This is a genomic window from Komagataeibacter oboediens, assembly GCF_003207815.1.
Lineage (GTDB): Bacteria > Pseudomonadota > Alphaproteobacteria > Acetobacterales > Acetobacteraceae > Komagataeibacter > Komagataeibacter oboediens.
This window is the reverse complement of the sequence record NZ_NKTX01000004.1, coordinates 1-14,500: the sequence shown is the minus strand read 5'-3', so window position 1 is coordinate 14,500 and position 14,500 is coordinate 1. Positions and strand designations below refer to the sequence as shown.

The window sequence follows — 14,500 nt, the reverse complement described above, 5'->3', positions numbered from 1 at the left end:
AGGGATGCGGTGACAGCCGGAACGGAGGTCGTGCCGATTGCATCCGGGCAGGTCACGGTAGGCTGGCGGACCTCGGTCCGGGCGCGGCGTATTTCCATGCGGATCGATCCGCGTAGCGGGCATGTCATCATCACCCTCCCGCGCGGGGCACGCAGGGCGGATGGGCTGGCGCTGCTGCGGGCGCATTCCGCATGGGTGGCGGCGGGGCTGTCGCGCCTGCCACCGCCTGTTGAACTGCACCATGGCGGCCATGTCGTGCTGGATGGGCAGCGTTATGAAATCCATCACTGTCCCGATGCGCGGCGTGGCGTATGGCTGGAAGAGGGACGGTTGCATGTCAGCGGGGCGGAGGAATTCATTCCCCGTCGTGTCAGTGCCTATCTGCGCGCGCAGGCACAGGCCCTCCTGCCCGGCCGCCTGCGCGCGCAGGCCGAAACCTGTGGCCTGAAACCGACGCAGGTCAGGCTGCGTGATACGAAAAGCCGGTGGGGCAGCTGTTCATCCGATGGGTCGATCATGCTGTGCTGGCGGCTGGTCATGGCCCCGCAGGAGGTGCAGCACTACATCATCGCCCATGAACTTGCGCATCTGCGGCACATGAATCATGGGCCGGATTTCTGGCTGCTGGTGGACCGGCTGACCCCCCACCGGCGTCAGGCCGAAAAATGGTTGCATGACAATGGTGCCAGCCTGCACCGGATCGCTCCGGCCTGATGGATCATAATGAACGTTTTTGGTGAAGCTTTTTGCAAAAAGCTTCCGAAAAACGCTGCCTTTTTGAAAAAAGCAGCGTCCAGGAAACTGTTGCCTGTTTTTTGGGGAAATCCCTTACGCAGTGAACTGTTCGGTTATGATCCGTTCCGACAGGCTCTGCCCCGGATCGAACAGTACGGTGGTCTGCAGTTCCCGCGCTTCGCTGATTTCAACAGAAATCACATCGCGCACTTCGGTAAAGTCAGCCACGGCGGCCACGGGGCGTTTGTCGGTTTCCAGAATATCGAAACAGACCTGCGCGGTGGAAGGCAGCAGCGCGCCACGCCACCGGCGTGGACGGAACGCGCTGATGGGGGTCAGCGGCAGCAGGTTGGCCGATAGCGGCACGATCGGCCCGTGCGCGGACAGGTTGTAGGCGGTCGACCCCGCGGGCGTGGAAATCAGGACGCCATCGCATATCAGTTCGGGCAGCCGCACGCGCCCGTCCACTCCGATACGGATTTTCGCCGCCTGCCGTGTCTGGCGGAACAGGAACACGTCATTCAGCGCAAGGGCATGGATGCATCTGCCATCCATTGTCGTGGCTTTCATGCGTAGCGGGTGCAGGATGGCGGTCTGGGCTGTGGCAAGGCGGGTGGGCAGGTCATCAGGCACGGCGGGGTTCATCAGGAATCCCACCGTCCCGCAGTTGATGCCATAGACCGGTAGCGGGCGGCCCAGCGTCGTATGCAGCATTTCCAGCATGAAGCCATCGCCGCCAAGGCAGACCAGCGCGTCTGCCTCATCAGGCGGGCACTGCCCGTACTGTTCCACCAGTCGCTCCAGCCATTGCTGCGCGCTTTCGTTGGGGGCGGCGGCAAAGCTCAGCTTCGTGGGAAGGTACCCATCGGTCCAGCCGGGGTACGACATGTCATTCATGGGGTATGGATGGACAGGCGGTGATGCGCCATGACCGGCATGCGTTCACGGATGCTGTCGGTTACCGTGTGGTCAAGGCGCGCCGTGCTCCACCCCGGGCCGTCCGAAACCTGGGCTACGACGGTGCCCCACGGGTCGATGATCATGGAATGGCCGTACGTGCGGCGCTTCTGGCTGTTTTCATCTGTATGGGTGCCGGTGGTGCCGCAGGCGACCATCCAGCACTGCGTTTCGATCGCGCGCGCGCGCAGCAGCGTTTCCCAATGGGCCAGCCCCGTTTCCACCGTAAAGGCGGCAGGCACCAGCAGTACGTTCGCCCCTCGCGCCCGCAGTGCATGGAACAGGGCGGGGAAGCGGATATCGTAGCAGATGGCCAGCCCCGCCGTCAGGTCCGGCGAAAGCGGGGCGGTCACGATATCGGCACCGGGTTCGTACGTATCGCTTTCACGGTACCCTTCGCCACCGGGGGTGGTGACGTCAAACAGGTGGATCTTGCGATAGCGCGCGCGCTCGCGCCCCTTTGCGTCAAACAGCAGGGAGGTATTGAACAGCCTGTCGCCATGTCGTTCCCCTATGGACCCACCATGGACGATCACGCCATGATCGCGTGCGATATCCGACAGGAACCGGTACAGTGGCCCCGCTTCCCCCGCGCCATCGGGGGCGGGCAGGGTTTCGGCCGCCGCGAACTTCATGTCCCGTGTTCCGCCAAGGCAGCTCCACATTTCGGGCAGCATGACGAGGTCGGGCTTGTCCGCGCTGATGGCGGCGGTGATCAGGGCGCGGGCATGCTTGATATTTTCGGGCGCGGATGCGCCGGGCGCCATCTGGATGACAGTGGTGCGCATCAGGACAGGTACTCCGTGGGCATTGCGCCCCGACCATAGGACAGGCAGGCCTGCAGCCGCAACCGGTATGGCCGGATCGTGCGCCCTGTTAAAAGCCGTGGCGGCACGATAGGATGCAGCCGGACTTCATATTGAAAAATCAATGGCGCATTCCTCATCTTCCCGAACTGTCATCTTCGCGGCCCTTGGCGGCAACCTGCTGGTGGCGGCAACCAAGTTTGCCGCAGCCTTCATGACCGGCAGCGCCTCCATGCTGAGCGAGGCCATCCATTCCCTGATCGATACCGGCAATCAGGGGCTGCTGCTGGTTGGCATGCGCCGCGCGACGCGTCCCGCCACTGCCATGCATCCGTTCGGTTTCGGGCTGGAACTGTATTTCTGGACCTTTGTGGTGGCGCTGCTGATTTTCGGTCTGGGGGCGGGCGTATCCCTGTATGAAGGGATCATCCACATCATCCATCCGCAGCCCGTGGCGCACGTTCTGGTCAATTACGTCGTGCTGATGGCCAGTATCGTGTTTGAAGGCTCGGTCTGGCTGATGGCGCTGCGGGCGTTCCGCAAGGAAGGCAAGGGCCGCCGTGGCTGGGTCGAGGCCGTGCAGATGAGCAAGGACCCTACCGTCTTTACCGTCCTGTTCGAGGATACGGCGGCACTCAGCGGCCTTGGCGTGGCGCTGCTGGGCAATATTCTTGCCGAATGGCTGGACATGCCGGTGCTCGATGGCGTGGCCTCCATCATCATCGCATGCATCCTTGCGGTGACGGCCACCTTTCTTGCGCGTGAATCCCAGTCCCTGCTGACGGGTGAAGGGGTGGCGCCGGAGGTGCTGGCGGCATTACGGCGTATGGCGCTGGCGGCCAGCGGGGTGGAACGGCTGAATGAAATCCGTTCCCTGCATTTCGGCCCGCGTGACGTGCTGGTGGTGATCAGCCTCGATTTCCGCAACGATATGACGGCGGGACAGGTGGAAGTCGTGGTCAGCGCGCTGGAACGCCAGATCAAGCAGGCCTATCCCGAAGTGACACGTGTCTTTATCGAGGCACAGGACAGCCGCACCCAGCCCCCGGGCACGGCCGACAGCGGCAGCATGCCTACGCCGTGACGAATTCGTCCGCCCGGTATCCTTGCGCGAACAGCAGGGTGCGCAGGGTGGTTTCATTAACCTGACTGGTGATTTCGCGCCGCACGGCGGGCTTGGCATGGAAGGCGATGCCCGCACCGGCCACGCGCAGCATGGCAAGATCGTTCGCGCCATCGCCCGTCGCCATGGCATCACGCATGTCCATGCCACCTTCCGCCACCAGACGGCGCAGGTGCGCAAGCTTGGCGTCCGGCCCGAGGATGGGCTGCCCCACCGTGCCCGTCAGCTGGCCATCCGTATCCAGCAGGGTGTTGGCATGGTTTTCATCAAAACCGCACAGCGCCGCCACCCTGCTGGTGAAGAACGTGAACCCGCCCGACACCAGCGCCGTGCGCGCGCCATGCGCCCGCATGGTGCGCACCAGTTCTACCGCGCCGGGATTGAGTTTCACGTCCTGCCACGCACGTTCCAGCAGGCTGACGGACAGGCCGCGCAGCAGGGCGACACGTTCGCGCAATGCAGATTCGAATTCGATTTCCCCGTTCATGGACCGCCGTGTGATGTCGGCAATCTTTTCCCCGATCCCCGCATGGGCTGCGATGTCATCCAGCGTTTCGCAGCTGACGATGGTACTGTCCATGTCGGCCACCAGCAGGCGCTTGCGGCGGTTGTCACGTGGCGTTACCAGCACGTCCAGCCCGCGTCCGGCAAACACGGCCCGCACGGCCCCGATGTCTGGCTGCACCCATGTCGCGGGGGCATTGCAGGCGATTTCGACCGCTTCCCCTTCCGACAGGGTGACGGGAACATCACCGCGCACCAGATCACGCGCGGCATGGATGTCAACCTGCGTGAGGGATGTGGCGCCACGGTTGGCCACCAGTACAAGGGTATGGGAGAAGGAAGAGGAATCAGCCATGGGGTCCGGGTATATGACAGGTGTGAGACAATGACACGCCCCCCGTCCGGGCGGGCGCGCGTGGCGGTGATCGTGGCGGGTCCGACCTGTTCGGGCAAGTCCGCACTTGCGCTGGCGCTTGCGCGGCAGGTGAATGGCACCATCATCAATACCGATTCGATGCAGGTCTATCGCGACCTGCGTATCCTGACGGCCCGCCCCGACGCCACCGAGGAAGCCTGCGTGCCCCATGCGCTGTACGGCGTGTTGCCCGCGGCCGAGCCCGGCAGTGTCGCATGGTGGCGTACGCAGGCCATTGCTGCGGCCCATGACGCATGGGACGCGGGCAGGGTGCCGGTCTTCTGTGGTGGCACGGGCATGTATTTCCGCGCGCTGACCGACGGGCTGGCCGATATTCCCCAGCCGCCTGACGCGATCCGCGCACAGGCGCGCGACATGGTCGATCGCCTTGGGCCAGAGGCCGTGCATGACATGCTGCGCCAGCGTGATCCCGAAACCGCCGCCACCCTGCGCCCGACCGACGGGCAGCGCATCGCGCGCGCATGGGAAGTGCGTGAGGCCACCGGCCATGGGCTGGTCTGGTGGCGGCGTGAAGCCGTGCTGCCGCCGCTTGGTGCGCATTTTGTCGCCATACGCCTGCATCCGCCACGCGATGCGCTGCGGGCCGCCATCGCCCGCAGGTTCCATGCCATGCTGGACCATGGCGCCGTGGCGGAGGTCGCCCGCCTGCTGGCGCAGGACCTGCCCCCCACCCTGCCGGCCATGCGCGCGCACGGCGTGCTGGAACTGGCTGCCGTGCTGCGGGGTGACATGGACATGGCGGCAGCCGCGGCGCAGGCGATCCGTCTGACCGGGCAGTATACGAAACGGCAGGCGACATGGTTTGCCCATCACGCGCTGGCGGCGGAGGTGGACACATTTTTATATGAAAAACGGTTTGAAAAATGCGATGTCGCGCAACAAATGGAAAGATCGAGTAATAAAATCATTTCTTTTGTTATTAAGCGCATTGACGCGGGCCAAGGCTTTCCGTAAACCCGGCCCCGGGATTTCGCCTCATGCGGCTGGCCGGATTGTCCCGGCGGCTTCGGGCGAAGGAGCAGGAACATGAACGCAGCATCGCACCAGACAGACCTGAAGCCTCACGCCGCCGGCACGGATACGACCGTCCTCAGCGGTGCGGAAGTGCTTCTGCGCGTATTGGTCGAACAGGGGGTCGAGGTTATTTTCGGCTACCCCGGTGGCGCGGTCCTGCCCATTTATGATGCGCTGTTCCGCCAGAACGCGATTCGCCACGTGCTGGTCCGCCATGAACAGGCCGCCGTTCACGCAGCCGAAGCCTATGCCCGGTCCACCGGCAGGGTGGGCGTGGTGCTTGTCACCAGTGGCCCCGGTGCCACCAACACCGTGACCGGCCTGCTGGACGCCATGCTGGATTCGATCCCGGTTGTGTGTTTCTCCGGTCAGGTGGGCGTGCCGCTGATCGGGACCGACGCATTCCAGGAAGCCGACACCACCGGCATCACCCGTCCGGCCACGAAGTACAATTATCTTGTCCGTCGGCCCGAGGACGTGGCCCCGTGCGTGCATGAGGCCTTTCATATCGCGCGCAGCGGCCGTCCCGGCCCGGTGCTGGTTGACCTGCCCAAGAATCTGATGGTCGGCCCCGCCTCCTACAGTGACGCGCCGCGCGTGCCGCATCCGTCCTATCACCCGCAGACCGAGCCGGGACGCGACGTGATCGCCCGCGCCGTGGCTGCCATGAAGGGCGCGCGCCGCCCGCTGTTCTATACCGGTGGCGGCATCATCAATGCCGGGCCTGAAGCCTCCACGGCACTGCGCCGGCTGGTGGAAAAGACGGGCTTTCCATGCACGTCCACGCTTATGGGGCTGGGGGCGATGCCTGCGGGCGATCGCCGCTTCCTGGGCATGCTGGGCATGCATGGTACGTACGAAGCCAACATGGCCACCCATGGCTGTGACGTGCTGATCGCGCTGGGGTCGCGCTTTGACGACCGGGTGACCGGGCGGCTGGATGCGTTTTCCCCCGGGTCATTCAAGATCCATGCGGATATCGACCCCAGCCAGATCAACAAGATCGTGCCGGTCGATGTCGGCATCGTGGGGGATGCGCGACGTGTGATCGAGATGATGCTGGAGGAATGGGACTGCACCCCCGCCAATACCCGCCAGCCGATCGATGTCGCGCAGTGGTGGCACCAGATCAGTGAGTGGCGGAAGATCGACAGCCTCGGCTTTTCGCAGGACATGGCGCCTGACGCGATCATCCGCCCGCAATACGCCATCCGTCGCCTGCATGAACTGGCGACCGCCACGGGGCGTGATACCTATGTCTCGACCGAGGTGGGGCAGCACCAGATGTGGGCGGCCCAGCATTTCGGCTTCAGCAAGCCCAATCGCTGGCTGACCTCGGGCGGGCTTGGCACCATGGGTTATGGCCTGCCGGCCGCCGTTGGCGCGCAGGTGGCGCACCCCGATGCGCTGGTGATCGACATCGCGGGGGAAGCGTCGACGCTCATGAACATTCAGGAACTGTCCACCATCGCGCAGTACCGCCTGCCGGTTAAGGTGTTCATCCTGAACAACCAGTACATGGGCATGGTGCGGCAGTGGCAGGAACTGCTGCATGATTCGCGCTATTCCGAAAGCTATAGCGCGGCGCTGCCCGATTTCGTGAAGCTTGCGGAAAGTTTCCACGGACGCGGCCTGCGGGCGACATGCGTGGGCGAACTGGATGGCGTGATTGCCGACATGCTGGCCCATCCGGGTCCGGTCGTGGCGGATATCTGCGTGGCGCAGGATGAAAACTGCTACCCCATGATCCCGTCGGGGGCGGCGCATAACCAGATGCTGCTGGGCCCCGATCAGGACGACGAGATCAGCGCAGAAGGCCGCATGCTGGTCTGATCGTCCGTCCGCCCCGGTGGCGTTCCCGCCGCCGGGTGCCTTTCCGTCCTTCCTGCCGGTATGCAGCCTGCGTGCCGGCGTCTTCAGCAGTCAGGAAACACCATCATGACCACGCAGCAGGAGAGCCCGGTCTCCGCGGTCATTTCCATTCAGGTCGAAAACGAAAGTGGCGCGCTGGCGCGTGTCATCGGCCTGTTTTCCGGTCGTGGGTACAATATCGAAAGCCTGACCGTGGCCGCGGTTGATGAAACCCGCCGCCAGTCGCGCATCAATATCGTCACGACCGCGACCCAGCGCGTGCTGGAACAGATCCGCGCGCAGGTGGAACGCCTGGTGCCGGTGTACCGGGTATCGGTCATGACGGCGGCGGACCCCCACGTCGCGCGTGAAATGGCGCTGGTCAAGGTGATCGCCAGTGGCGAACGCCGTGCCGATGCCCTGCGCATTGCACAGGCTTTCCGCGCCCATCCCGTTGATGCCTCGGCCACTTCGTTCGTCTTTGAACTGACGGGTGCGACCGACAAGCTCGATGCCTTTATCGACCTCATGCGTCCCCTTGGCCTGGCCGAGGTGTCGCGCACGGGTGTCGCCGCCATCGCCCGTGGCGCGGCAATCCTGTAAGGGTCGCGTTTTTACCTGATCGATTCGTCTATCATTCCCAAGGAGCAAGACCATGCGCGTCTATTATGATCGCGATGCCGATGTGAACCTGATCAAAAGCAAGAAGGTGGCCATCATCGGTTACGGCAGCCAGGGCCATGCCCATGCCAACAACCTCAAGGACTCGGGTGTGACCGACATCGTTGTCGGCCTGCGTCCCGAATCCAAGGCCGTCGCCAAGGCCGAAGCCGCGGGCTTCAAGGTGATGACCCCCGCCGACGCCGCCAAGTGGGCCGACGTGGTGATGGTGCTGACCCCTGATGAAGGCCAGGGCGCGCTGTACAAGGAATCGCTGGAAAAGAACCTGAAGCAGGGTGCCGCCCTTGCCTTCGCCCATGGTCTGGCGATCCACTTCCGCATCATCGAAGCCCGTCCCGACCTGGACGTGTTCCTGATCGCGCCGAAGGGCCCGGGCCACACCGTGCGGTCCGAATACCAGAAGGGTGGCGGCGTGCCGTCGCTGGTGGCCGTGGCCCAGAACGCTTCGGGCAATGCGCTGGAAATCGCGCTGTCCTATGCATCCGCCAACGGTGGTGGCCGCGCGGGCATCATCGAGACGACCTTCAAGGAAGAAGTCGAAACCGATCTGTTCGGTGAGCAGGCCGTGCTGTGCGGTGGCCTGGTCGAGCTGATCCGCGCCGGGTTCGAGACGCTGGTCGAAGCGGGTTATGCGCCGGAAATGGCTTACTTCGAGTGCCTGCACGAAATGAAGCTGATCGTGGACCTGATCTACGAAGGCGGCATTGCGAACATGAACTACTCCATCTCCAATACGGCGGAGTATGGTGAATACGTGTCCGGCCCGCGGGTGATCACGCCGGAAACCAAGGTCGAGATGAAGAAGATCCTGACCGACATCCAGGACGGCACCTTCGTGCGCAACTTCATCCTGGAAAACCAGTCGGGCAACATCGGCTTCAAGGCCACCCGTGCCCGCAACAACGAGCACCAGATCGAGAAGGTAGGCGAAAAGCTGCGCGCCATGATGTCGTGGATCGGCAAGAACAAGCTGGTCGACAAGGCCCGCAACTGATTTCACGACCGGGATCGGGGGTGGCATGCCATTCCCTGTTTCCAGACGCCAGCCGGGATTACCCGGCTGGCGTTTTTTTTATGTCGGCTTTTCCGGTCGTTGCCTGCATTTGCCGTGACATGTCCCTTGCCCCGGTGTCACCATGCGCGCCGGATACGAACAGCAGGAGCACCGTACCGTGACGGATTACGTGATTCCCCCCTACACCCTTCCCATTGTGCCAGTGGAGGGGAGTGCGGGTGTCTTTCCCGTCCGGCGGATATGGTGTGTGGGGCAGAATTACGCTGCCCACGCACGCGAAATGGGCAGCAATCCCGAACGGTCCGAACCTTTCTTCTTTTCCAAACCGGGTGACGCGGTGGTGCCGGGTGGTGGCCTGCTGACATTTCCCGTCAGTACGTCCGACCTGCACCATGAAGTGGAAATGGTGGCCGCGATCGGGCGCGAGGGAGAGGACATCCCGGTGGAAAAGGCGCTGTCGCATGTGTACGGTTATGCCGTGGGCCTGGACATGACCCGGCGTGACCTGCAGGCAGCCGCCAAGAAGGCGGGGCGCCCATGGTCACTGGCCAAGGGGTTTGACCAGTCCTGTCCCATTTCATCCATTGTTCCCGTATCGGTTTGCGGTCACCCCGAAGGCGGCGCCATTACGTTGAGCGTGAATGGCGAATCCCGGCAGAAGGGCGATCTGGTGGAAATGATCTGGTCCGTGGCCGAGATCATTTCCTGCCTCAGCCGTTTTGTGGCGCTTGCGCCTGGTGACCTGATCATGACCGGCACGCCTTCGGGCGTGGGGCCGGTCCGGCGCGGGGACGTGCTGCATGCGACCTGCGCCAGGGTGGGGGAACTGAACGTGACCTATACCGCCTGAATACCCGCGGCGCGTGTTGTTGTGCCATGCGCCAGTTGTTGGGAGACTGTTTGAAAACAGATGGTTTTTGGGAGCTGCCTTTTTTAGAAAGGCGGTATTCCGTGAAGCTTTTTGGAAAAAACTTCACCCGAAACGTCTTTCTGGTTTGCAGGCAGGCTTTTCAGACAGTCTCAGGATATCTTCACGCAGAAGGATTGAACAGACATGCAATACCGTCAGCTTGGCCGTTCGGGCCTGCGGATTTCCGCCTTTACGCTGGGAACCATGACCTTTGGCGGCAAGGGTGATTTTGCCAAGACGGGTGACACTGACCTTTCCGGTGCGCGTCGCCAGATCGATCTGTGCATTGATGCCGGGATCAACATGTTCGACACGGCTGACATCTATTCCACCGGCGTGTCGGAAGAAATCCTTGGCGCGGCCCTCAAGGGCCGCAGCGACGACATCATGGTTACTACCAAGGCCCGTTTCCGCATGGGCACGGGCGCGAATGACGCGGGCCTGTCACGCTATCATCTGGTCAGCGCGTGCGAGGCCAGCCTGAAGCGGCTGGGCCGCGATCATATCGACCTGTATTACCTGCATGAATGGGATGGGCAGACGCCGCTGGATGAAACGCTGGAGGCGCTTGATACCCTGACCCGCGCGGGCAAGATCCGGTATGCGGGGGTATCCAACTTCTCGGCGTGGCATATCATGAAGGCGCTGGGCACGGCCGAACGCAACCGCCTGATCGCGCCGGTAGCGCAGCAGATCTATTATTCCCTGCAGGCGCGCGAGGCGGAATACGAACTCCTGCCCGTGGCGGTGGATCAGGGCATTGGCGTGCAGGTATGGAGCCCCATGGCCGGTGGGCTGCTGTCGGGAAAATACCGGCGTGGCAAACCCCAGCCGGAGGGCACGCGACAGATCGAGAAATGGGGCGAACCTCCTGTTTATGATATCGAGAAACTGTATGACGTGGTGGAGGTGCTGGTCAGCATTGCCGAATCACGCGGTATCTCGGCAGCACAGGTGGCGTTGGCATGGGTGGCGCAGCGCCCGGCGGTGACATCCATCGTGATCGGCGCGCGGACCGAGGCGCAGCTGATCGACAACCTGAAGGCGGCGGACCTGACCCTGACGGCAGAGGAAGTCAGCCGTCTGGATGACGCCAGCGCGCCGCCGCTGATCTACCCGTTCTGGCATCAGGCCAGCACCGCGTCGGACCGTCTGTCGGCGGCCGACCTTCTGCTGCTTGGTCCCGCTATTGCCAGAAAAGGCAAATAGGCCAGCTGTTTGCGTCCCTGCCCGGACCGGGTGGGGACCATGCCGGTTTCATGCCGCCGCACCGTCTGGGTGAATGGCCGTTACGTTGATAAGACACGGCACCCTTGACCTGGATCAAGGTTGCAGACCCGCTGGCGATGATCAGCTACCTTTTATGGAAATCCGGGTTGCCCGGTGCGGTATGACAGGAAACAGGGGAAGGAAATCCACACCCGATATCTTGTAATAACATCCAGTTGATCCCATCTGGAATCCAGCGCCATGCCGTTGCCTGTTGAGGGACGGCGCAAAGGCACAACCTGTTATGTCGCCTGATTGAAAGGGACGAGGGAATAGATGAACATCGAGAAGTTTACAGAACGGTCGCGCGGCTTCCTGCAGGCGGCACAGACCATTGCCATGCGGGATTACAACCAGCAGCTGACGCCGGAGCACCTGCTCAAGGCCCTGCTGGATGACGATCAGGGGGCGGCCGCCGCCCTGATCCGCGCAGCCGGTGGGCAGGTTCCCGCCATTACGGCGGCGAATGAGGCCGCCCTTGCCAAACTGCCGAAGGTGCAGGGCAGCGGCGCGGGCCAGCCAAGTGCCACCAGCGAACTGGTGCGCGTGCTGGATGCGGCCGAACAGGCTGCGCAGAAGGCGGGCGATGAATATGTGGCGCAGGATCGCCTGCTGGCCGCCATCGCCGCATCCGAGACACCGGCCGGTCAGGCCCTGCGTGCAGGCGGGGCGACGCCACAGGCACTGGACAAGGCCATCGCCACCATCCGCAAGGGACGCACCGTGGATAGCGAAAACGCAGAAGCCAATTTTGATGCGCTGAAAAAATATGCCCGCGACGTGACCGAAATCGCGCTGCAGGGCAAGCTGGACCCCGTGATTGGCCGTGACGAGGAAATCCGCCGCGCCATTCAGGTCCTTGCACGACGCAGCAAGAACAACCCCGTCCTGATCGGTGAGCCGGGCGTCGGCAAGACCGCCATTGTCGAAGGGCTGGCGCAGCGTATCGTCAACGGTGACGTGCCCGAGGCGCTGAAGAACAAGAAGCTGCTTTCGCTCGACATGGGCGCGCTGGTTGCCGGTGCGAAGTTCCGTGGTGAGTTCGAGGAACGCCTGAAGGCCGTCCTGAAGGAAATCGAATCGGCTGAAGGCCAGATCATCCTGTTCATCGACGAAATGCATACCCTTGTGGGTGCGGGGCGCAGCGATGGCGCGATGGATGCCTCCAACCTGATCAAGCCCGAACTGGCCCGTGGCGTGCTGCACTGCATCGGCGCGACGACGCTGGACGAATACCGCAAGTATATCGAAAAGGACGCAGCCCTCGCCCGCCGGTTCCAGCCGGTCTATGTGGGTGAGCCGACGGTGGCCGACACGATTTCCATCCTGCGTGGGATCAAGGAGAAATACGAACTCCATCACGGTATCCGTATTTCCGATAATGCGCTGGTCGCCGTGGCAACGCTGTCCAACCGCTACATCACCGACCGCTTCCTGCCCGACAAGGCCATTGACCTTGTGGATGAGGCTGCAAGTCGCCTGCGCATGCAGATCGACAGCAAGCCCGAGGAACTCGATGAACTCGACCGTCGCCTGATCCAGCTCAAGATCGAACGTGAAGCCATCCGCAAGGAAGATGATCCGGCCAGCAAGGAACGTCTGGTCAAGCTGGAAGCGGAACTGTCGGAACTGCAGGAAAAGTCCGATGCGCTGACCGCCGCCTGGCATGCCGAAAAGGATCGCGTCAACGCGGTGCAGAAGCTGCAGGAGGAAATGGATCAGGTCCGTTCGGATATCGAGATCGCCCAGCGCAAGGGTGATCTGGCCCGTGCGTCGGAACTGATGTACAGCCGCCTGCCGCAGCTTCAGGCCCAGATTGCCAAGGCGCAGGAAGAAGCTGACCAGATCAGCAAGGGCGACGGCATGGTCAGTGATACCGTGACCGATCAGGGTATCGCCGCCGTCGTCTCGCGCTGGACCGGTGTGCCGGTGGATCGCATGCTGGAAGGTGAGCGCGCCAAGCTGCTGCGCATGGAAGACGAACTGCGCAAGAGCGTGGTGGGGCAGGAACCGGCGCTTAAGGCGGTATCGAACGCGGTGCGCCGTGCCCGTGCCGGCCTGCAGGACCCCAACCGTCCCATCGGTTCGTTCCTGTTCCTTGGCCCGACGGGCGTGGGCAAGACGGAACTGTGTAAGGCGCTGGCCCGCTTCCTGTTTGATGATGAGAAGGCCCTGCTGCGTGTCGACATGAGCGAGTTCATGGAGAAGCATGCGGTTGCCCGTCTGGTCGGCGCCCCTCCCGGTTATGTCGGGTATGAGGAAGGCGGCGTGCTGACTGAAGCCGTCCGTCGCAGGCCCTATCAGGTCATCCTGTTTGATGAGGTCGAGAAGGCGCATGAAGACGTCTTCAACATTCTGCTGCAGGTGCTTGATGATGGCCGCCTGACGGATGGACAGGGGCGCACGGTTGATTTCCGTAACACGCTGATCGTGCTGACCAGCAACCTTGGCTCTGAAGTGCTGGCCCACCTGCCGGATGGGGAATCGGTCGAAAGCGTGCGGCCCGAAGTCATGCAGGTCGTGCGGAACCACTTCCGACCGGAGTTCCTTAACCGTCTGGATGAGATCATCCTGTTCTCCCGCCTGCAGAAGGCGGATATGGGCAAGATCGTGGAAATCCAGATCGGTCGCCTGCGCAAGCTGCTGGCCGAGCGCAATATCCAGCTTCGTCTGGACAAGGGCGGCGAGGAATGGCTGGCGAATGAAGGGTACGACCCTGTCTATGGTGCCCGTCCGCTCAAGCGTGTGATCCAGCGTGCGTTGCAGAACCCGCTGGCGGGGCTGCTGCTGGAAGGAACCATCCATGATGGTGAGACCGTCACCGTTGATGCGAAGGATGATCACCTGACCATCAATGGGAACGAGATGGATGCCGACTGATTCTGGCGATCGGCACGTGCTTTGAGGAAAGGAGGGGCTTGCCCCTCCTTTTTTCATATATTTTTCATTTTCATGCACTTTTTTTGGTGCGGTTTGTGAACGGTTTATGGGTTTAGTGGCTGTTTTCCGTTCATTTTCTGTATTTTCAGGTCGGCGTTGACAGGGTGGGGGAATATCCGTAAAAGCCCCTTCACCGGACGGCGATGCCGCTTCGGCGGGTTCTTTGACAAGAGAATAGAGAGAGTATCTGGAAGGGATATGCTGGCGGCGCGATTGTTGCTCTTTAGGGGGTGATGATTGGCGGTCTGGACTGGGTGAG

Annotated in this window: 13 protein-coding genes; 9 read left to right on the top strand and 4 right to left on the bottom strand. The window is 62.6% G+C overall.

Annotated features, from left to right (window positions below):
- The first annotated feature begins 9 nt into the window (after nt 1-9).
- The gene (locus CFR80_RS03770; protein WP_010515688.1) at nt 10-714 is read left to right on the top strand and encodes a M48 family metallopeptidase; all 705 of its coding nucleotides are present in this window, start codon (nt 10-12) and stop codon (nt 712-714) included.
- 114 nt (nt 715-828) lie between these two features.
- Here the strand turns inward: CFR80_RS03770 and CFR80_RS03765 are convergent, their stop codons facing one another.
- Together CFR80_RS03765 and CFR80_RS03760 are read right to left on the bottom strand one after the other, a co-directional pair.
- The gene (locus tag CFR80_RS03765; protein ID WP_010515689.1) at nt 829-1,632 is read right to left on the bottom strand and encodes an NAD kinase; all 804 of its coding nucleotides are present in this window, start codon (nt 1,630-1,632) and stop codon (nt 829-831) included.
- Entirely contained in the window at nt 1,629-2,480 is an 852-nt protein-coding gene (locus CFR80_RS03760) for a carbon-nitrogen hydrolase family protein (protein WP_010515690.1), read from the bottom strand. The genes CFR80_RS03765 and CFR80_RS03760 overlap by 4 nt, the downstream gene beginning before the upstream one ends.
- Nucleotides 2,481-2,622: 142 nt before the next feature.
- Here CFR80_RS03760 and CFR80_RS03755 point away from each other — a divergent pair, with 142 nt between their 5' ends.
- Nucleotides 2,623-3,582, top strand: a complete 960-nt coding sequence (locus tag CFR80_RS03755; protein ID WP_010515691.1) for a cation diffusion facilitator family transporter — start codon at nt 2,623-2,625, stop codon at nt 3,580-3,582.
- Here the strand turns inward: CFR80_RS03755 and serB are convergent.
- Nucleotides 3,572-4,480 (bottom strand): phosphoserine phosphatase SerB, encoded by a 909-nt coding sequence (serB, locus tag CFR80_RS03750; protein ID WP_010515692.1) that lies wholly within the window; start codon nt 4,478-4,480, stop codon nt 3,572-3,574. The genes CFR80_RS03755 and serB overlap by 11 nt on opposite strands.
- Before the next feature lie 30 nt (nt 4,481-4,510).
- On the opposite strand from serB, the gene miaA reads away from it, so the two are divergent.
- The 7 genes from miaA to clpB all read left to right on the top strand — a co-directional run bounded on the left by miaA (nt 4,511) and on the right by clpB (nt 14,181).
- Nucleotides 4,511-5,515, top strand: coding sequence for a tRNA (adenosine(37)-N6)-dimethylallyltransferase MiaA (miaA, locus tag CFR80_RS03745; protein ID WP_110507103.1), 1,005 nt, complete (start codon nt 4,511-4,513; stop codon nt 5,513-5,515).
- 72 nt (nt 5,516-5,587) lie between these two features.
- Nucleotides 5,588-7,408 carry a biosynthetic-type acetolactate synthase large subunit gene (gene ilvB, locus CFR80_RS03740; RefSeq protein WP_010515695.1) on the top strand — a complete coding sequence of 607 codons (1,821 nt, stop codon included), beginning with the start codon at nt 5,588-5,590 and terminating at the stop codon, nt 7,406-7,408.
- Between the two features lie 105 nt (nt 7,409-7,513).
- A complete protein-coding gene (ilvN, locus tag CFR80_RS03735) occupies nt 7,514-8,029 on the top strand; it encodes an acetolactate synthase small subunit (RefSeq protein WP_010515696.1) in 516 nt (171 codons plus the stop codon).
- A 52-nt stretch (nt 8,030-8,081) separates the two neighbouring features.
- Nucleotides 8,082-9,101, top strand: coding sequence for a ketol-acid reductoisomerase (ilvC, locus tag CFR80_RS03730; RefSeq protein ID WP_010515698.1), 1,020 nt, complete (start codon nt 8,082-8,084; stop codon nt 9,099-9,101).
- 142 nt (nt 9,102-9,243) lie between these two features.
- Nucleotides 9,244-9,972 carry a fumarylacetoacetate hydrolase family protein gene (locus CFR80_RS03725; protein WP_110507102.1) on the top strand — a complete coding sequence of 243 codons (729 nt, stop codon included), beginning with the start codon at nt 9,244-9,246 and terminating at the stop codon, nt 9,970-9,972.
- A gap of 204 nt (nt 9,973-10,176) precedes the next feature.
- Nucleotides 10,177-11,241: an aldo/keto reductase gene (locus CFR80_RS03720; protein ID WP_010515700.1), complete on the top strand. Its 1,065-nt coding sequence runs from the start codon at nt 10,177-10,179 to the stop codon at nt 11,239-11,241.
- A 336-nt stretch (nt 11,242-11,577) separates the two neighbouring features.
- A complete protein-coding gene (gene clpB / locus CFR80_RS03715) occupies nt 11,578-14,181 on the top strand; it encodes an ATP-dependent chaperone ClpB (RefSeq protein ID WP_110507101.1) in 2,604 nt (867 codons plus the stop codon).
- Nucleotides 14,182-14,285: 104 nt separating this feature from the next.
- On the opposite strand, the gene CFR80_RS19595 is transcribed toward clpB, so the two are convergent.
- Nucleotides 14,286-14,500, bottom strand: a 215-nt coding sequence (locus tag CFR80_RS19595) for a hypothetical protein (protein ID WP_220032737.1), incomplete at its 5' end; no start/stop codon positions are given.